At 74.2% G+C, this 17672-nt stretch carries 18 protein-coding genes; 2 read left to right on the top strand and 16 right to left on the bottom strand.

Going from position 1 to position 17672, the window contains the following annotated elements:
- Nucleotides 1-136 precede the first annotated feature (136 nt).
- The 7 genes from ABZY45_RS04710 to hisI form a co-directional block, all read right to left on the bottom strand.
- Nucleotides 137-307 carry a tryptophan synthase subunit(beta) gene (locus ABZY45_RS04710; RefSeq protein ID WP_356736593.1) on the bottom strand — a complete coding sequence of 57 codons (171 nt, stop codon included), beginning with the start codon at nucleotides 305-307 and terminating at the stop codon, nucleotides 137-139.
- A gap of 47 nt (nucleotides 308-354) precedes the next feature.
- Nucleotides 355-1164 carry an indole-3-glycerol phosphate synthase TrpC gene (trpC, locus tag ABZY45_RS04705; RefSeq protein ID WP_014045367.1) on the bottom strand — a complete coding sequence of 270 codons (810 nt, stop codon included), beginning with the start codon at nucleotides 1162-1164 and terminating at the stop codon, nucleotides 355-357.
- 114 nt (nucleotides 1165-1278) lie between these two features.
- A complete protein-coding gene (locus ABZY45_RS04700; protein WP_356736067.1) occupies nucleotides 1279-1764 on the bottom strand; it encodes a DUF2752 domain-containing protein in 486 nt (161 codons plus the stop codon).
- Nucleotides 1765-1846: 82 nt separating this feature from the next.
- Nucleotides 1847-2098: an HGxxPAAW family protein gene (locus tag ABZY45_RS04695; protein ID WP_356736065.1), complete on the bottom strand. Its 252-nt coding sequence runs from the start codon at nucleotides 2096-2098 to the stop codon at nucleotides 1847-1849.
- A 91-nt stretch (nucleotides 2099-2189) separates the two neighbouring features.
- Complete coding sequence (locus ABZY45_RS04690) at nucleotides 2190-2849, bottom strand: TIGR02234 family membrane protein (protein ID WP_356736063.1); 660 nt, start codon at nucleotides 2847-2849, stop codon at nucleotides 2190-2192.
- Between the two features lie 14 nt (nucleotides 2850-2863).
- Nucleotides 2864-4357, bottom strand: coding sequence for an anthranilate synthase component I (locus tag ABZY45_RS04685; RefSeq protein WP_356736061.1), 1494 nt, complete (start codon nucleotides 4355-4357; stop codon nucleotides 2864-2866).
- An 11-nt stretch (nucleotides 4358-4368) separates the two neighbouring features.
- Nucleotides 4369-4749, bottom strand: a complete 381-nt coding sequence (gene hisI / locus ABZY45_RS04680) for a phosphoribosyl-AMP cyclohydrolase (RefSeq protein ID WP_145802224.1) — start codon at nucleotides 4747-4749, stop codon at nucleotides 4369-4371.
- An 85-nt stretch (nucleotides 4750-4834) separates the two neighbouring features.
- Between hisI and ABZY45_RS04675 the strand changes: the two genes are divergently transcribed.
- Nucleotides 4835-5467 carry a TIGR03085 family metal-binding protein gene (locus ABZY45_RS04675; RefSeq protein ID WP_356736058.1) on the top strand — a complete coding sequence of 211 codons (633 nt, stop codon included), beginning with the start codon at nucleotides 4835-4837 and terminating at the stop codon, nucleotides 5465-5467.
- 27 nt (nucleotides 5468-5494) lie between these two features.
- On the opposite strand, the gene ABZY45_RS04670 is transcribed toward ABZY45_RS04675, so the two are convergent.
- The 3 genes from ABZY45_RS04670 to ABZY45_RS04660 all read right to left on the bottom strand — a co-directional run bounded on the left by ABZY45_RS04670 (nucleotide 5495) and on the right by ABZY45_RS04660 (nucleotide 11825).
- Complete coding sequence (locus tag ABZY45_RS04670; RefSeq protein ID WP_356736056.1) at nucleotides 5495-7117, bottom strand: cation acetate symporter; 1623 nt, start codon at nucleotides 7115-7117, stop codon at nucleotides 5495-5497.
- A 424-nt stretch (nucleotides 7118-7541) separates the two neighbouring features.
- Nucleotides 7542-8894, bottom strand: a complete 1353-nt coding sequence (locus ABZY45_RS04665) for a helix-turn-helix domain-containing protein (RefSeq protein ID WP_356736054.1) — start codon at nucleotides 8892-8894, stop codon at nucleotides 7542-7544.
- Between the two features lie 126 nt (nucleotides 8895-9020).
- On the bottom strand, nucleotides 9021-11825 hold the full coding sequence (locus ABZY45_RS04660) for a LuxR family transcriptional regulator (protein ID WP_356736052.1): 2805 nt from the start codon (nucleotides 11823-11825) through the stop codon (nucleotides 9021-9023).
- 160 nt (nucleotides 11826-11985) lie between these two features.
- Between ABZY45_RS04660 and ABZY45_RS04655 the strand changes: the two genes are divergently transcribed.
- Nucleotides 11986-12759 (top strand): alpha/beta hydrolase, encoded by a 774-nt coding sequence (locus ABZY45_RS04655; RefSeq protein ID WP_356736050.1) that lies wholly within the window; start codon nucleotides 11986-11988, stop codon nucleotides 12757-12759.
- A 58-nt stretch (nucleotides 12760-12817) separates the two neighbouring features.
- Here ABZY45_RS04655 and ABZY45_RS04650 read toward each other — a convergent pair whose 3' ends face one another.
- The 6 genes from ABZY45_RS04650 to hisH form a co-directional block, all read right to left on the bottom strand.
- Nucleotides 12818-13753 (bottom strand): dienelactone hydrolase family protein, encoded by a 936-nt coding sequence (locus tag ABZY45_RS04650; protein WP_356736048.1) that lies wholly within the window; start codon nucleotides 13751-13753, stop codon nucleotides 12818-12820.
- Between the two features lie 262 nt (nucleotides 13754-14015).
- Nucleotides 14016-14951 (bottom strand): alpha/beta hydrolase, encoded by a 936-nt coding sequence (locus ABZY45_RS04645; protein ID WP_356736046.1) that lies wholly within the window; start codon nucleotides 14949-14951, stop codon nucleotides 14016-14018.
- Nucleotides 14952-15150: 199 nt separating this feature from the next.
- Nucleotides 15151-15906: an imidazole glycerol phosphate synthase subunit HisF gene (hisF, locus tag ABZY45_RS04640; protein ID WP_356736044.1), complete on the bottom strand. Its 756-nt coding sequence runs from the start codon at nucleotides 15904-15906 to the stop codon at nucleotides 15151-15153.
- The gene (locus tag ABZY45_RS04635; RefSeq protein WP_356736042.1) at nucleotides 15903-16301 is read right to left on the bottom strand and encodes a RidA family protein; all 399 of its coding nucleotides are present in this window, start codon (nucleotides 16299-16301) and stop codon (nucleotides 15903-15905) included. The genes hisF and ABZY45_RS04635 overlap by 4 nt, the downstream gene beginning before the upstream one ends.
- Complete coding sequence (gene priA / locus ABZY45_RS04630) at nucleotides 16298-17023, bottom strand: bifunctional 1-(5-phosphoribosyl)-5-((5-phosphoribosylamino)methylideneamino)imidazole-4-carboxamide isomerase/phosphoribosylanthranilate isomerase PriA (protein ID WP_356736040.1); 726 nt, start codon at nucleotides 17021-17023, stop codon at nucleotides 16298-16300. Before priA ends, ABZY45_RS04635 begins: the two co-directional genes overlap by 4 nt.
- Complete coding sequence (hisH, locus tag ABZY45_RS04625; protein ID WP_356736038.1) at nucleotides 17023-17664, bottom strand: imidazole glycerol phosphate synthase subunit HisH; 642 nt, start codon at nucleotides 17662-17664, stop codon at nucleotides 17023-17025. Before hisH ends, priA begins: the two co-directional genes overlap by 1 nt.
- Nucleotides 17665-17672: the final 8 nt, after the last annotated feature.

Below are 17672 nucleotides of genomic sequence, written 5' to 3'. Positions count from 1 at the left end.
CGCAACGGGTGCTCTCACCGTGTGCGCCATGAGCGGAGCGCCGCGCCGGCCGGGTGAACGGTCGGTGCGGTGGTCGTGCGGGTCCCCCTGGTGGACGGGGGACCTTCCCTGTACGGGATACGACGGCCGGGGCTCGCTACGGCGCGGACCCCGTGCGCCATCGCATGCCGTTGACCTGTCCCGGCTCGTCGCCGATCACATACCGCACGCGCCTGCCGTGCACACGCCGGGCGGGGGCGCGGCAGCCGCGTGGGCGGCAGCCGCGCGCCAGCGGCGCGTGCGGGTCCCGGGCCCCGGCGGGGCGCAGGCCCGGCCGGACGCGGGATGCGGGACGGTCGGCGGGCACGGGTCTGGTCAGCCCCGTCCGTGCCGCAGCGCGGGGTGGGCCCCGGCGGCGACCAGGTCGGCCACGGCCGCCCTCGGGTCGCGGCCGGTGACCAGGGACTCGCCGACGAGCACCGCGTCCGCGCCGGCGTTGGCGTAGGCGATGAGGTCGTGCGGGCCACGGACGCCGGACTCGGCGACCTTGACGATGTGGTCGGGGATCTCGGGGGCTACGCGTTCGAAGGTGGAACGGTCGACCTTGAGGTCCTTCAGGTTGCGCGCGTTGACACCGATGATCTTCGCTCCGGCGTCCACGGCCCGCTCCGCCTCCTCCTCGTCGTGCGCCTCGACGAGCGGCGTCAGGCCGATCGACTCGGCGCGCTCGATCAGCGAGACCAGGGCCTCCTGGTCGAGTGCGGCGACGATCAGCAGGGCGAGGTCGGCGCCGTAGGCCCGTGCCTCCCACAGCTGGTACGAGGTGACGATGAAGTCCTTGCGCAGGACGGGGATGTCGACCTTGGCGCGGACGGCCTCCAGGTCCGCGAGCGAGCCTCCGAAGCGGCGCTCCTCGGTGAGCACCGAGATGACGGATGCCCCGCCGGCCTCGTAGTCCGCGGCGAGCGCGGCCGGGTCGGCGATGGCGGCAAGGGCCCCCTTGGAGGGGCTGGAGCGCTTGACCTCGCAGATGACGGTCACGCCCTCGCCGCGCAGGGCGGCGACTCCGTCCTTGGCCTGGGGAGCGCGCGCGGCGCGTTCCTTGAGCTCGTCGAGGCTGACACGCGCCTGCCGCTCCGCGAGGTCGGCGCGAACGCCGTCAATGATCTCGTCGAGCACACTCACGCGAGCGGCCCCCTTCCGAAGCGGTGATAGGAACAAGGATCAGCCATCTCGATGGTATCCGCAGGAGGCCCCAGGGCTCGCATCCGGCGGCCGCACGTCCCACTACCTGGGCACTCAGGGTGCCAGCGCGGAGCCGAAGGGCAGGTTCCGCACCACGGAGAAGATCAGCAGCACCGCGCCGACGGCCCACCAGTGGACGGGCCTGAGGGCGATGCGCAGGGGCCGGCCCCGGCTCGCGCTCACCGCCCAGGCCAGCCAGACGGCGGCGAAGGCGATGTAGCCCACGACGGCGACGGCGTTGGAACCGAGGGCGGTGACGAGATCGCCGTGGGCGAAGGCATGGGCGCTGCGGAGGCCGCCGCAGCCGGGGCAGAACACTCCGGTGAACCGCAGCATGGGGCACACGGGGTAGTGGCCTGGCTCGTTGGGGTCGACGTTGGCCACGTAGCCGAAGGCTCCGACGACGACGGCCATGACCCCGGCGGGGGCCGCGAGCCTCCGCAGCCGGGAGGCCGGCGCGGGGGCCTGCGGGGGCACGGGACCGGGGGCGTGGGGCACGGGGGCCCGGTCGGGGGCTGCGGGAGAGGCTGAGGCGTCCACGCGCCGATTGTCCCCGCTCATGCGGAGAGGCGCAGCCCGGTCCGGGCTGCGCCTCGCGTCTCGTCCGGTTTCCGGCATCCGGTCAGGCGGTGATCTGAGCCTCTGAGGCGCGGGCCCTGGCCGCCGCCATCTCGGCGGACTCCTTCGGCATGCCGAGGCCGGCCATCTTCATGGCGAACCCGACGATGCCGCCGAGGAGGACGACCGCGATACCGGCCCAGAAGCCGAGCGCGTTCGCCGCCACCATGAAGAGGCCCGCGATGCAGAAGCCGATGAAGGAGATGATGACGCCGGTCCAGGCGGCCGGGGTGTGTCCGTGGCTGCTGCCCGCCATGAGTTGCTCCTTGTTGGTGTTGCGCTGAAGGTGTCGCTGGGAAAGCTCACTGCCATTGTCCCGTACGTGCCGGTGGACATGAGGCTCGGGGTCATGCCTCGCGCGTCGGGTCCTCGCCGCGGTCCAGCGCCTTCCACAGTTCCTCGGGACGCTCGGGGTCCGGGGCGGTGCGGGGGGCCTTGCGGGGGCGGGGTGTGCCGTCGCGTTCGTACCGGCCCGACATCGTGGGCCAGCGGCTGCCGTAGCGCAGGGCCAGCAGGCCGGCGAGCAGGATCAGCAGGCCGCCGGCCGCGGTGACGTAGGGCCAGGCGGTGTGGCTGAGGGCATCGATGGTGGCGGAGGTGTTGCCGGTGGTCTCGGCGGCCCGCTCGTCCAGCGCGGCGCTGTCGGACGCGCCCGCGTAGGCGCTCAGTCCGGCGCCGAGGCCGCTGAGGGCCAGCAGGCCGGCGACCAGCTTCCGGCCTCCGCCGCGGACGGCGAAGACGGCGACGAGGGCGGCCAGGCCGACGACGGCCAGCGCCGCGGGGACACCGGTGACGTCCTGGCCGTCGGCGCTGAGCGGCAGGGTGCCGCCGCCGACGGCTGCCACGCCCTCGGCCCAGGTCTGGCCCGAGGCGAGGAGGACGGCGGTGGCGCCGGCCGCCCCGAGGAGCAGACCGGCGGCCAGGCTTCGGCGGCTTCCTGCGCTGTCGGGCGCGGAGGCGGCTCGGGCACGGGGCTGGGGTACGGGGACGGCACTCACGTACTCCACTATCCCCTACCGGTTCAATTCGCTCCGAGGCGGTTCGCCGTGTGCACGGCCCGCAGGACCGCGGCGGCCTTGTTGCGGCACTCGGTGTCCTCGGCGGCGGGGTCGGAGTCCGCAACGATGCCCGCGCCCGCCTGGACGTACGCGGTGCCGTCGCGGAGCAGCGCGGTCCGGATCGCGATGGCGGTGTCGGAGTCCCCGGCGAAGTCGAGGTAGCCGACGCAGCCTCCGTACAGGCCCCGGCGGCTGGGTTCGAGCTCCTCGATGATCTGAAGGGCGCGCGGCTTGGGCGCGCCGGAGAGGGTGCCCGCGGGGAAGCACGCCGTGAGGACGTCGAAGGCGGTGCGGCCTTCGGCGACCCGCCCGGTGACGGTGGAGACGATGTGCATCACGTGCGAGTACCGCTCGACCGACATGAAGTCGACCACCTCGACACTGCCGGGTGCGCAGACGCGGCCCAGGTCGTTGCGCCCGAGGTCGACGAGCATCAGGTGCTCGGCGCGTTCCTTGGGGTCGGCGAGGAGTTCGTCGGCGAGTGCCTGGTCCTCCTGCGGGGTGGCGCCCCGGTGCCGGGTGCCGGCGATCGGGTGGACCATGGCCCGGCCGTCCTCGACCTTGACGAGCGCCTCGGGGCTGGAGCCGACGACGTCGAAGCCGTCGAAGCGGAAGAGGTACATGTACGGCGAGGGGTTGGTGGCGCGCAGGACCCGGTAGACGTCGAGCGCGCTCGCCGTGCACGGGGTCTCGAAGCGCTGGGAGGGCACGACCTGGAAGGCCTCGCCCGCCCTGATCCGCTCCTTGACGTCCTCGACGGCGTCCCGGAACGCCTGGCCGCCCCAGAGCGCGGTGTAGGGCGGGAGCTCGGAGGGCGGAAGGGCGGCGGGGACGTTCTCCACCGGCCGTGAGAGGTCGCGCTGCATGGCGTCGAGCCGGGCGACCGCGTCCGTGTACGCCTCGTCGACGCCGGTGTCCAGGTCGTTGTGGTTGATCGCGTTGGCGATCAGCAGGACGGTGCCGGTGCCGTGGTCGAGCACGGCGAGGTCGGAGGTCAGCAGCATCGTGAGCTCGGGGAGCTTCAGGTCGTCGCCGCCGTGCTCGGTGATCCGCTCCAGCCGGCGTACGACGTCGTAGCCGAGGTAGCCGACCATGCCGCCGGTGAACGGCGGCAGGCCGTCGTCGCCGACGAGGTCACGCGGGGTGTGCAGGGTCTCGACCGTGGCCCGCAGGGCCTGCAGCGGGTCCCCGTCGACGGGCACGCCGACGGGCGGGGTCCCGAGCCAGTGGGCCTGTCCGTCGAGGGCGGTCAGGGTCGCGGCGCTGCGTACCCCGATGAAGGAGTAGCGGGACCAGGTGCGGCCGTTCTCGGCGGATTCGAGGAGGAAGGTGCCGGGGCGTTCGGCGGCGAGCTTGCGGTAGAGCCCGACCGGGGTGTCGCCGTCCGCGAGGAGCCGGCGGCTGACGGGGATGACGCGCCGGTCGACGGCGAGCTTGCGGAAGGTCTCGAGATCCATGGCGGGTGACCTTACCGGGGGCCGGAGAGCGGGAGGACGTCCTCGTCGAAGCAGGTGCGGGCCCCCGTGTGGCAGGCCGCGCCCGTCTGGTCGACCTTGACCAGCACGGTGTCGGCGTCGCAGTCGAGGGCGACGGACTTCACCCGCTGGATGTGGCCGGAGGTGTCGCCCTTGACCCAGTACTCCTGCCGGCTGCGGGACCAGTAGGTGCAGCGGCCGGTGGTGAGGGTGCGGTGCAGCGCCTCGTCGTCCATCCAGCCGAGCATGAGCACCTCGCCCGTGTCGTACTGCTGGGCGATGGCCGGGACCAGTCCGTCGGGGCCGCGCTTGAGGCGGGCGGCGACGGCCGGGTCGAGGTTGCTGGCGGGCGTGGGGCCGGGCGTGCTGGTCATGCGCCCCATTGTGCCGCGCCGGGCGACGCCGTCCGGCCGTGCGTCCACTGGGCGGACCGGGGGCGCCGGTCGTACGCTGGCGGGCATGTCGACCCATGCGAAGCGTGAACGTCTTCTGCTCGCCGACCTGTTGGAAGCGGCGGGCCCCGAGGCCCTGACCCTGTGCAACGGCTGGAAGACCCGTGACCTGGCCGCCCATGTCGTGGTGCGTGAGCGCCGCGCGGACGCCGCGGGCGGGATCGTGCTGGGCGCCCTGAAGAACCGGCTGGAGCGCGTTCAGGCCGAGTTCGCCGCCAAGCCGTACGAGGAACTGATCCAGCTCATCCGTACGGGTCCACCGCGTATGTCGCCCTTCGGCCTCAAGCAGCTGGACGAAGCGGCGAACACCGTCGAGTTCTACATCCACGCGGAGGACGTGCGCCGGGCGCAGCCGGACTGGTCGCAGCGTGACCTCGATCCGGTCTTCGCCGACGTGCTGTGGTCGCGCACCGAGAAGACGGCCCGGATGCTGGGCCGCCGGGCCCCGGTGGGCCTGGTGCTGCGGCGGCCGGACGGCCAGACGGCGGTGGCCCACAAGGGCACCCCGGTGGTGACGGTCACCGGGGAGCCGGGTGAGCTGCTGCTGTTCGCCGCCGGACGGCAGGACGCGGCGCGGGTGGAGCTGGAGGGCGACAAGGACGCGCTGGCCCGGCTGCACACGGCCGAGCTCGGTCTGTAGCCCGGGGTGGGGGGCGGGGCCTCGCGGTCACCGCCCCCCGCCGGCCGCTCGGACGCCGCCGCGCGCGCGGGCGGGAGCCCAGCGGGCCCGGTGGCGGTTGCGCGTGTCCGGTGCGGCGTCCGGGTCACGCCCTGACCCGAGCAGCCCCAGCAGGAAGCCGGCGGGGATGGTGACCAGGCCCGGTGTCTGGAGCGGGAAGACGGCGAAGTCCCACTCCGGGAACAGGGCGACAGGCGTGCCGGAGAAGGCCGGTGACATCACCATCAGGACGCAGATGAGCGGGAGCGTCCCGTACACGGTCCACCGCACCCCCCGGGCGTCGAAGCCCGGCCTGAACAGGGCGTACAGCAGCACGGGCGGCAGGATGGACGCGGCGGCCGCGAACGACAGGGAGAGCAGCACCTGGGGGTTGCGGTCGTGGGTGTACGCCGAGAGGAACACGGCGAACGCCCCTATCCCGGCCACGGCCCAGCGGGCGTGCCGGATCTCCCTGGCGGAGGCCTTGCCCTCGCCCTGGGCGCCGGACTTCAGCGTGAAGTCGCGTGCCACGGACGAGGCGGCGGCCAGGGTGATCCCGGCGACCGCGGCCAGGGTGGTGGCGAAGGCGGCGCAGGCGACGAGGGCGAACAGCGGGCTGTCGCGCGGTCCGGAGGCGCCGGGGTCCAGGGCGCCGGTCACCATCAGCAGGGCGGTGCCGCCCGCCGGGTCGGCGGCGTGCAGCAGATCCCTGCCGATGAGTGCGGAGGCGCCGAGCCCGACGACGACGATGCCCGCGCACAGCACGGCGACGGGGACCGTGGCCCACACACCGGCACGGCGGGCGGTCCAGGCGTCGCGGATGGGATGCAGCCGCATCATGATGTGCGGCATGCAGGCCGCGCCGAGCACGAGGGTGAGCTGGAAGCCGATCAGGTCGAGCCCGCCGGCGAGTCCGTGCCCGAACTGGAGCCCGGGGAGCGCGTAGTCGGCGCCCGCCTTGCTGCCGGCCTGGGCGGCGTCGAAGAGGGCGAACGGGGACCAGTCGAAGCGCGCGAGGACGAGCCCCGCGAGCAGGGTGACGGCGCCCAGGACGACGGCCACCTTGAGGATCTGGATGTAGCCGGTGCCGCGCATCCCGCCGAAGGCCGAGTAGCAGACCATGAGCGCGCCGCTGGCCACGGTGCAGCCGGTGAGCGCGCCGTCCGGGAGCCCGAACATGGCGGTCATGACGCGCCCGGCGGTGGTGAGCTGGACGAGCAGCAGCGGGGCCAGCACCACGAGGGTGGCCACTCCGAGCGCCCGGCGCACGGAGCCGTCGCCGAGCCGGTCGGCGAGGAAGTCGCCCATGGTGAAAACGCCCTGGCGGCGCAGGCGTTCGGCGAACAGGCGCATGACCAGGACGAGCGAGGCGACCGTGGCCAGGGCGAACAGCAGGCCGTCGAAGCCGGCGAGCGCGACGGATCCGGTGGTGGAGAGCAGGGTGGCGGCGGAGACGTAGTCCCCGGCGATGGCGAGACCGGCACCGACGGGGCCCAGGGTGGCCCCGCCCGCGTAGAAGTGCTCCGGGTCGTCCTGGTCGGCCGCGGCGAGTCCGCACAGCAGCAGGGACACGGCGACGAACGCGAGGAAGATCACGACGGCCAGGGAGCGGGCGTCGACCGCGCCGCTCACCGGGTTCGCTCCGCCGGTACGGCTCCACAAGGGGCAGCTGATGACATGCGCGCCATGGCACCAGCTGAGGCGTGTGCGGCACAGGGGGTACGGGGCGGGCGCGGCGCCGGTACAGCCCCCCGATGCCCGAACTGTGCGCGCGCACAAGACCGTTGGGCGGAAGGGTGTGGTCCGGCCCGGCCGTCGGCGCGAGTGCGGGATGCGGAGCGGCCGGGTCCGGCGGCCGGTGCGGGGACGGCCCGGCGGAGCGGCCCGGCCCACCGGCCCGCACGGCGCCGCGCCGTGTTTCCCGGGGGCTGCGGCCCGACGGCCCTGGACCCGGCCCCGCCCGCCCTACGGCCGCGCGTCAGGACGGCGCGCGGCGGCAGGACGGCGGGAGCGGGAGTACCGGCGTTCAGGGAGGCCCGCGCCGACCCCGTGCGGCTCAGCCCGCCAGCAGCCGCCGTGCCGCGAGGGCCAGGGAGACCTCGACCGCGTCCGACGGCCTCGTCAGGCAGCGCCCCGTCAGCTGCTCGAAGCGCCGCAGCCGGTTGAGCACGGTGTTGCGGTGGCAGTAGAGGCGCGCGCCCGCCCGCTGGGCGGAGCCGTCCGAGTCGAGCCAGGCGGTCAGCGTCTCGATGAGTACGTCCCGGTCGGCCGGGTCCAGCCGGTCCAGCGGCCCGAGGACACGGTCGGCGAGTGCGGTGCCGAGCCCCGGCGACGACACGACGAGCGCCGCGGGCAGGTGCTCCTCCAGCAGTACGGTGCCTCCGGACGCGGGGCAGGCCCGCAGCGCGGTCTCGGCCAGGCGCCGCGCGTCACCGACGGCCGCGAGGCCTTCGACGACCGAGCTGAGCCCCACCCGGGCCCCCGGAGGTGCCGTCAGCTCGGCTGCCAGGGAGTCGAGTTCGGCGGCGGGCCCGGTGGCCGGACCGGCGGTGGCCGCCGTCTCGGCCTCTTCTTCGGCGGGTGGTTCCGCGTCGGCCGGTCCGGGCTCCGCTCCCAGCGGGAGGATGGCCAGTTCGACCTCGCCCGCCGAGTGCCAGAGCGCCGGGGTGTCGTCGGACAGGGTCACGGGCGGCCTGCCGGCGCCGTGCGGGGCGCGCCGGGCGGCGGCGACCGCGAGGACGGCGTAGCGGCCGTGCACGGGGAGCCCCAGCATCGCGGCGGCGTCCGGCAGGTCCGCGATCCGGGCGGTGCCGTCCAGCAGGGCAGCCGTCATCAGGCGCTGGCGGTTCTCGCGGCGCCAGGAGAGCCGGCGCTCGGCCTGGCGGTACGCCTCGGCCACCACGGCGCAGTGCTCGTCGACGAAGTTCCAGACGTCCGCGGCGACGTGGACGAGCAACCGCGTGTCCTCGGGGGATCGCCGGGCGGTGTCGTCGACCAGGTCCTGCCAGACCATCGCGCCGCCCATGCGGAAGGCGTGCATGACCGCGTCGAGCGGTACGCCCTGCTCGGCCCTGCTCTCGCCGATCCACCGGGAGGTGCGGTGGGCGGCCTCGCGGAACTCCCGGGGCTGGATGAGGGAGGCGACGTTGTGCCGCAGCGAGTGGTGGACCTCCTGCCAGATCTCGGCGGCCTCGGTCTCCATCGCGGCGCGGTAGGCGGGCTCCTGCTCCCGCAGCGCCTCCACCAGCCGGTCCGTGAGCTCCGGCAGTGCGTCCAGGAGCACCCGCGCCGCCCGGTGGAGCACGGCCACGGCGTCGCGGTCGGCGAGGGAGCGGGCGCGGTGCGGCAACGGGGTTACGGGGGGCGGTCCGTGCAGCGCCCTGATCCGTGAACGTACGACCTGTGGCATGGCGGCCTCCACCGGGAATCGGCCGGCTGCGGTGGGCCGGCCCCGGTGTGTGCCCGGCCCGGTGCTGGGCGGGCGCACACCGATCGATCCTGACGACCGCAGAATGGCATACCGCCCGGTCGGTACCTAGAGGTCTGCGCGGTTCTTCTCATCACGGTCCTGCAACCTCGTCCCGCCCGGGCGGTCCAGGAGCCGCGCGAGCTCGGTCCGGGACCGGACGCCGAGGGCGGCGAAGACGTTCCGCAGGTGGTGGTCGACGGTGCGCGGGCTCACCGAGAGGCGCACCGCGACCTCGCGGTTGGTCGCCCCCTCCGCGACGCAGCGGGCGATCCTCTGCTGCTGCGGGGTCAGCCCGGCCAGCGGGCCGGGGCCGCTCCGGTCGGGTGCGGCGTCCACCGCCTCCCCCGCCGCCCGGAGCTCCCCGCCGGCCCGCTCCGCCCAGACGCGGGCGGAGCAGCGCTCGAAGGCGACCAGGGCGTCACGCAGCGGGCCCCGGGCCTCGCGGGTGCGGCGCAGCCGGCGCAGCAGCTGGCCGTGGAGCAGCTGGGTGCGGGCCCGCTCGAAGTCGCCGCCCGCGCGGTCGTGGTGCGCCAGCGCCTGCTCGTAGCCCGCCGCCGCCTCCTCGGGCGGCGCGAGCAGCGCGCGGCAGCGGGCCAGCTGCGCGGGGACCTGCGGGTCGGTCGTCCGGGCGGTCCACAGGGCGAATTCGTCGAGAGCCACGGAGAGTTCGGCGGCTCCTTCCTCCGCGCGCCCGGAGAGCACCATCGCCTCGATCCAGCACGGGACGGCGAGCATCCGGGTGGCGAAGTGGCCTGTCCCCGGGCCGGGTCTGACCAGCGGACCGAGGCGGGCCGCGGCCTCGCCGGGCCGCCCGGCGGCGAGGTCCGCGCGGGCGACCGCCCAGGTGGCGAGCATGGCCGCCTGGGCCAGTCCGTGCGGTCCGGCGCCCGCGAGGGCCGCGTCGGCGTGGGCGGCGCACGCCTCGGCGGGGCCCTCCACGGAGGCGGCGAGCGCGAGTACGGCGTGCAGATGGGTGGCGGAGTTCTGCTGTCCTGTACGCCTGGCCGCGTGCAGCCCCTCCAGCGCGTGGGCCCTGGCCCTGGCGTGCTGGCCGGCGCGCAGTTCGGCGTAGGCGAGCTGTTCCAGGGCGTGCGGCAGCAGGGCCTCGGGCCCCCGGGTCCGTACGGCGGCCAGTGCCCGGGCGCCCGCCCGGCAGGCGGCGTCCACCTCGCCGAGCACCAGGGCGGACGCGCCCGCCCGCAGGAGTTCGCCCGCGTCCTCGGCACGGTCCGCGGAGTCCAGGCAGCAGCGCAGCAGGGCGTGGCCACGGTCGGGGTGACCGGCGAGCACGGCGCACATCCCCGCCCGGTACTGCGCCATGGGGCGGTCGGCCGCAGCGACGGGGATGCGGTTCATGGCGTCCAGGTAGGCGATGGCGTCCCCCATGGCCCAGGCGGCCTCCGCGGCGCCGAACAACGCGTCCAGGGTGCGGCGGGCGTCGTGCGGGGCGAGGAGCTCCGCCGCGGTCAGCAGCGCCTCGCGCGCGTCGGCCGCCGGTCCGTCGTGCAGGGCGAGCATGCCGCGGACGTAGGGCGCGGCGCCCCCGGCGGGATGGGGGCCGACACGGGCCAGCATGGCGCGGGCCCGGCCGGTGTCCCCGGCGAGCCGCGCCTGCTCGGCGGCGGCGGTGAAGCGTGCGGCGCGCAGGGTGTCGTCGGTGGAGAGCGCCGCGGCTCGGGCCAGCGCCGCGGACCGTTCGCCGTGCGGGCGCGGGGCGGTGGCCGCCGCCTCCAGCTGCGCGGCGAGGGCGGCGTCGGGGCCGGGGGCGGCGCAGGCCCGCTGGACCAGTGCGGGCAGCGGGGGCGAGCCGGGGCCCGCGAGCAGCCCGGCGAGCAGCTCGTGCACGGCCCTGCGGCGGCCGGGCAGTGCCCGGTGCAGGACCGCGCGGCGCAGCAGGGGGTGGCTGAAGTGGACCCGGCTGCCCGCCCGCTGGAGGGCGCCCACGGTTCCGGCGGGTGCGAAGAGGACCCGGTCCAGGTGGGCGGCGGCAAGTCCGGCTCGGGTGCCGGCCCGCAGGAGCAGTGCCGCGTCGGCGCCCGCACCGTCGGGCTCGTGCTCCTCCGCCGCGGCGGCCAGTAGGAGCAGGGTGCGGGTGTCGGGAGAGAGCCCGTCCAGGTGTTCGGCGTGGGCGTCGAGGACGCTCTCCGCACCGGGCAGCGGGTACGGCAGGGCGGTGCGCCCGGCGAGCTGGCCCGGGGTGAGACGGCCGACGAGACCGGCCAGCAGCCGTGGGTTCCCGGCGGCCTCGCGCAGGAGTTCACTGCGTACGACGGGGTCGATGTCGGCCGTGCAGCCGGTGAGCCGGTCCAGGAGGGCTGCCCCGGCGTCGTCGTCGAGCGGGCCGAGGCGGAGCGCGGGGAGACCGGCGAAGGCGGTCTCGTCGGCGGCGCCGATCACCACCGCGACGCGGCTGCCCTCACCGAGCCGGCGCGCGGCGAAGCCCAGTGCGGCCCGGGAGTCCGGGTCCCAGGCGTGCGCGTCGTCCACGCAGACCAGCAGCGGCTGTTCGGCGCCCAGCTCCCGCAGCAGGCCGAGCAGTCCGCCGGGGGTGATCCCGGAGCGCAGGACGGTGTCGGGGGCGAGAGGCAGCGAGCCGGGCGCCGAGCAGAGCAGGGCGTGCAGCCCGCTGTAGGGCAGCCGTTGTTCGGTGCGGGCCGCGGCAGCGTACACGACGGGGCCGCCGTGTCTGGCGCGGTAGTCGGCGGCGGTCTGCCGCAGCAGGGCGGTACGGCCGAGGCCGGGGGGCGAGGTCAGCACGAGCGCTCCGCCGTCCCCTGCCCGCAGCCGTCCCAACAGGGTTTCCAGGATGGCGAGTTCACCGCTGCGGCCGTACAGCCGGAGCGGACTGTGCACGGTCGTCGATGGGGTCACGCTTTCACGTTACTTCCGCGTAAACAGCGTCGGAAGGCTCGCGTCCGCTCCCCGTTCCCGGGCGGCCCCGAGCGGTGCGCGCTCCCAACGGAACGGCATCCGCGCTGTGCCGGGGCACAGTCCCGGCGCTGCTCGCCACCGCCGCCCGTAACGTCGGTGCATGACTGATGAATTGCGTACACACGACGGTTTGACCCTGCGTTACTGGTACTGGTCGCGGGACCCGGACACGTCCCTTCCCCCGGTGGTGCTGCTGCACGGCTTCGCCGCACACGCGCGGCTGAACTGGGAGGGGCCCGGGGTCGTGGAGGCTCTGGTCGCGCGCGGCCGGCGGGTGTACGCCCTGGACGCGCGCGGTCACGGTGAGTCGGACCGGCCGCACGACGAGACGTGCTACGGCGAGTCGCTGATGGCCCGTGACGTGCGTCTGCTCATCGACCGCACGGGCGCGGAGCGGGTGCATCTCGCGGGTTACTCGATGGGTGCGGTGGTGGCGGTGCTGGCGGCGGCCGAGGACGAGCGTGTCAGCCGTCTGGTGGTCGGCGGCATCGGCGCGGGTGCGGTGGAGGTGGGGGGTCTGGACACCCGGGTGATGCCTCCGGAGCTGGTGTCCGCGGCACTGACGGCCGCGGACGCGGCGGACGCGCCCGAGCGGACCCGGGCCTTCCGGGTGCTGGCGGACACGGCGGGGTGCGACCGGCTGGCACTGGCCGCGCAGATCCGCGCGGTGCACCGGGACGCGCTGCCGCTGGACCGGATAGCGGTCCCCACGCTGGTGCTCACCGGTGAGAGCGACCCGCTGGCGACCCGCCCCCAGGTGCTGGCCTCCGCGATCGCGGGGGCGGAGCTGACCGTGCTGCCGGGGGACCATCTGACGACCGTGCGCGATCCCGCCTTCGCCGAGTCCATCGCGGAGTTCCTCTCGCGGGGGTGACCGTCACGCACGAAGGGCCGGGCCGCGGTACGCGCGGCCCGGCCCTCGCCCCCCGTGGTCAGGAGTTGTGCGGGCAGTTGCCCCTGTACTCGGCGATGGTCAGGCTCGTCGAGGGCAGCGGGCAGAGGAACTGCTCGTAGCGGGTGTCGTTGTCGATGAAGCGCTTCAGCCACGAGATGCTGTACTTCGCGATCGTCGTGTTCGACGAGTTCGGGGTGAAGTGGGTGGCACCACGAAGCTCCAGGTACGCCTTGTCCAGGGAACTCGGCAGCGAGCTGTAGAACGGCTGCGAGTGCGTGGCGACGGGGGCGATCGTGTCACCGTCCGCGCCGATGACCAGGGTCGGGGTCTTCACCTCGGGCCACGTCTTGTCCGTGTTCCACCCCGTCAGCGGGATCGCCGCCTGGAGCGACGGACGGTCCTTCGCGGCCTCCAGCGTGCCACCGCCGCCCATGGAGTGACCCATCACGCCCAGCCGGGAGGAGTCGACCCGGCTGCGCACCGAGCTGCTGCCCGTCAGGTAGTCCAGCGCCGCGAGCAGCTGGTCACCACGGCTCGCCGGCTGGTCCAGCGTGGTGTTGGTGTCGATGGTGAACACCACGAAGCCCTGGGACGCCAGACGCGGACCCAGCCACGCGATGCTCGACTCGTAGGCGGTGAAACCCGGCGAGATGACCACGGCGCCGAACGTCCCGTCCGACGTGGACGTCGGATAGTAGATCGTCCCGCCGCCGAATCCTCTGACGCTCAGCGAGGACACGGAGGTCTGAGAGGTGGCGTAGGAGCCGCGGAGTGCCTCGATGCTCGAGTTGCTCGGCGCCGGACCACGCTCGTACGGGTTGTCGGCGGCCTGGGCTCCGCCGGGGACGAGCGCGGTGAGCAGACCGGCGGTCGCCGCCGCGGCTGCCAGGGCGGCCCTGACGCCGCGGGAGCGGCCCCTGGACGGCCGGTGGCGGCTCGGGGAGATGTCGCCGGAGGGGAGGTGCTGCTGCACGGGGGTTCCTCTCGGTAGGGGCGTCACCTCGCCGCGGCGGCCCAAGTCCCCGTCGTCCGGGGGCCTTCGGAGTGCACCGCGTCGGTTGGCGCCGTCTTTCGCTGGCCTGCCGCCACTGTCGCGGTGGGTGCCCCGCGCGGACATCGGCGAGATAGCCGGTCTTCGCTCCGGACCACGCGCGACCCGGCGGCCGGCCACGGCGGCACGAAGGGCCGGACCGCGCGGCGCGGCCCGGCCCTTCGCGGTCAGGCGGTGGTGCCGGTCAGGAGGTGTGCGGGCAGTTGCCCTTGTACTCGGCGATGGTCAGGCTCGTCGAGGGCAGCGGGCAGAGGAACTGCTCGTAGCGGGTGTCGTTGTCGATGAAGCGCTTCAGCCACGAGATGCTGTACTTCGCGATCGTCGTGTTCGACGAGTTCGGGGTGAAGTGGGTGGCACCCCGCAGTTCCAGGTACGCCTTGTCCAGGGAACTCGGCAGCGAGCTGTAGAACGGCTGCGAGTGCGTGGCGACGGGGGCGATCGTGTCACCGTCCGCGCCGATGACCAGGGTCGGGGTCTTAACCTCGGGCCACGTCTTGTCCGTGTTCCACCCCGTCAGCGGGATCGCCGCCTGGAGCGACGGGCGGTCCTTCGCGGCCTCCAGCGTGCCACCGCCGCCCATGGAATGGCCCATCACGCCCAGCCGGGAGGAGTCGATCCGGCTGCGCACCGAGCTGCTGCCCGTGAGGTAGTCCAGTGCGGCGAGCAGCTGGTCGCCACGGCTGGCGGGCTGGTCGGCCGTGGTGTTGGTGTCGATGGTGAACACCACGAAGCCCTGGGAGGCCAGACGCGGGCCCAGCCAGGCGATGCTCGACTGGTAGGCGGTGAAACCCGGCGAGATGACCACGGCGCCGAACGTCCCGTCCGACGTGGACGTCGGGTAGTAGATCGTGCCGCCGCCGAAGCCGCGGACGCTCAGCGAGGACACGGACGTCTCGGACGTCGCGTACGAACCGCGGAGTGCCTCGATGCTCGAGTTGCTCGGCGCCGGACCACGCTCGTACGGGTTGGCGGCGGCCTGAGCGCCGCCCGGGACGAGCGCGGTGACCAGACCCGCTGTCGCCGCCGCGGCCGCGACGGCGAGCCTGACGGTGCGGGAGCGGCTCTTGGACATCCGGTGGCGGCGCGGGGAGACGTCGCCGGAGGGGAGGTGCTGCTGCACGAGGGGGGATCCTCTCGGTTGTGGCGCACCACACCGCGGCAGCCGAAGCACCGTTTCGCCCGGGGGCGGTCGGATATTCGGGGGAGCACCGCGTGGGTGGCGCCGTCATGTGCTGACGGCGCCACTCTGGCGGCGCGCCCCGCGAGCGGACATCGGCGAGATCGCCGGTGTCCGCACCCCGCTCTCTCGCTGACCGAGGTCAGCGAACGGGCCTCCCGGCCTCGCGCAGGGCGCCCTTGACCTCGGAGATGCGCAGGTCACCGAAGTGGAAGACGGACGCGGCGAGCACCGCGTCGGCACCCGCGTCGATGGCGGGCGGGAAGTCGGAGAGCCGGCCCGCGCCGCCCGATGCGATGACGGGGACGGTGACGTGCGCCCGTACCGCCTTGATCATCTCGGTGTCGTAGCCGTCCTTCGTGCCGTCGGCGTCCATCGAGTTGAGGAGGATCTCCCCCGCGCCGAGCTCGGCGGCCCGGTGCGCCCACTCGACCGCGTCGATGCCGGTGCCCCTGCGGCCCCCGTGCGTGGTCACCTCGAAGGTGCCCTCGGGGGTGCGCCGCGCGTCGACGGAGAGCACGAGCACCTGGCGCCCGAAGCGTTCGGCGATCTCGCGGATGAGCTCGGGGCGGGCGATGGCGGCGGTGTTGACCCCGACCTTGTCGGCGCCGGCGCGCAGCAGCTTGTCGACGTCGTCGGGCGTGCGGACCCCGCCGCCGACGGTGAGCGGGATGAAGACCTGCTCGGCGGTGCGGCGCACCACGTCGTAGGTCGTCTCCCGGTCACCGCTGGAGGCGGTGATGTCGAGGAACGTCAGCTCGTCGGCACCCTCGGCGTCGTACAGCTTCGCCATCTCGACGGGATCGCCCGCGTCGCGCAGGTTCTGGAAGTTGACGCCCTTGACGACGCGGCCGTTGTCCACGTCCAGGCAGGGGATGACCCGTACGGCGAGCGTCATCGCGCACCTGCCCGGTAGGCCTCGACCTCGACCTCGACGACCAGGGAGGGGTCGACGAAACCGGAGACGATGATCATGGAGGCGGCGGGGCGCACGTCGTCGAAGAGCTCCTTGTGGGCGCGGCCCACGTCGTCGACGTCGCGTGCGTGCGTGATGTACATCCGGGTGCGGACGACGTCCTCACGGCCGAGCCCGACCTGCTTCAGCGCGTCGAAGGCGACCTGGAAGGAGGCGACGGCCTGCTCGTACGGACTGCCCGCGGAGACCTGGCCGTTGACCACCGACGTGCAGCCGGAGACCAGGACGAGGCCGCTCGGCAGTTCCACGGCGCGGGAGTAGCCGAACTTCTCCTCCCACGGCGCCCCCGAGGAGACACGGCGTACGGAGTCCGTCATGCGGCGACCGCCTTGAGGGCCTCTTCGAGGGTGAACGCCTTCGCGTACAGCGCCTTGCCGACGATGGCTCCCTCGACGCCTTCGGGGACGAGCAGGGAGATCGCGCGCAGGTCGGCGAGCGAGGAGACACCGCCGGAGGCGACGACCGGGCGGTCGGTGGCGGCGCAGACGTCGCGCAGGAGGGCGAGGTTGGGGCCCTCCAGCGTGCCGTCCTTGGCGATGTCGGTGACGACGTAGCGGGCGCAGCCCTCGGAGTCGAGGCGGGCGAGCGTCTCGTAGAGGTCGCCGCCGTCGCGGGTCCAGCCGCGGCCGCGCAGGGTGGTGCCCCGGACGTCGAGGCCGACGGCGATCTTGTCGCCGTGCTCGGCGATGACCTTGGCGACCCACTCGGGGGTTTCCAGCGCGGCGGTGCCGAGGTTGACGCGGCGGCAGCCGGTGGCGAGGGCGGCCTCCAGGGAGGCGTCGTCGCGGATGCCGCCGGAGAGCTCGACCTTGATGTCCATGGCACCGGCCACCTCGGCGATCAGCGCGCGGTTGTCGCCGGTGCCGAAGGCGGCGTCCAGGTCGACGAGGTGGAGCCACTCGGCGCCGGCGCTCTGCCAGGCGAGGGCCGCTTCCAGCGGGGAGCCGTAGGAGGTCTCGGAGCCGGATTCGCCGTGGACGAGGCGGACGGCCTGGCCGTCGCGGACGTCTACGGCGGGGAGCAGTTCAAGCTTCGGCATTACAGCGTCTCGATCCAGTTGGTCAGCAGCTGGGCGCCGGCATCGCCGGACTTCTCGGGGTGGAACTGGGTGGCCCACAGCGCGCCGTTCTCGACGGCGGCCACGAACCGCTCTCCGTGCGCGGCCCAGGTGACCTTGGGGGCACGGATCTTGGCGTTGGTCACTTCGAGGGACCAGTCGTGCGCCGCGTAGGAGTGCACGAAGTAGTAGCGGGCGTCGGCGTCCAGGCCCGCGAAGAGCTGGGAGCCCTCGGGGGCCTCGACGGTGTTCCAGCCCATGTGCGGGACGACGTCGGCCTTCAGCGGTCCGACGGTGCCGGGCCACTCGTCGAGGCCCTCCGTCTCGACGCCGTGCTCGATGCCGCGCTCGAACAGGATCTGCATCCCGACGCAGATGCCCAGGACGGGGCGGCCGCCGGAGAGCCGACGGCCGACGATCCAGTCGCCGCGGGCCTGCTTCAGCCCGGCCATGCAGGCGGAGAAGGCGCCGACGCCGGGCACGAGCAGCCCGTCGGCGTTCATCGCGGTGTCGAAGTCGCGGGTGATCTCCACGTCCCCGCCGACATGGGCGAGTGCCCGCTCGGCCGAACGCACGTTGCCGAAGCCGTAGTCGAAGACGACGATCTTTTTCTTGTCACTCACAGTGCCAC

The organism is Streptomyces sp. NPDC006516, from assembly GCF_040611875.1.
Lineage (GTDB): Bacteria > Actinomycetota > Actinomycetes > Streptomycetales > Streptomycetaceae > Streptomyces.
Note: the sequence above shows the minus strand (reverse complement) of the source record. Positions and strands in the feature narration are given on the sequence as shown.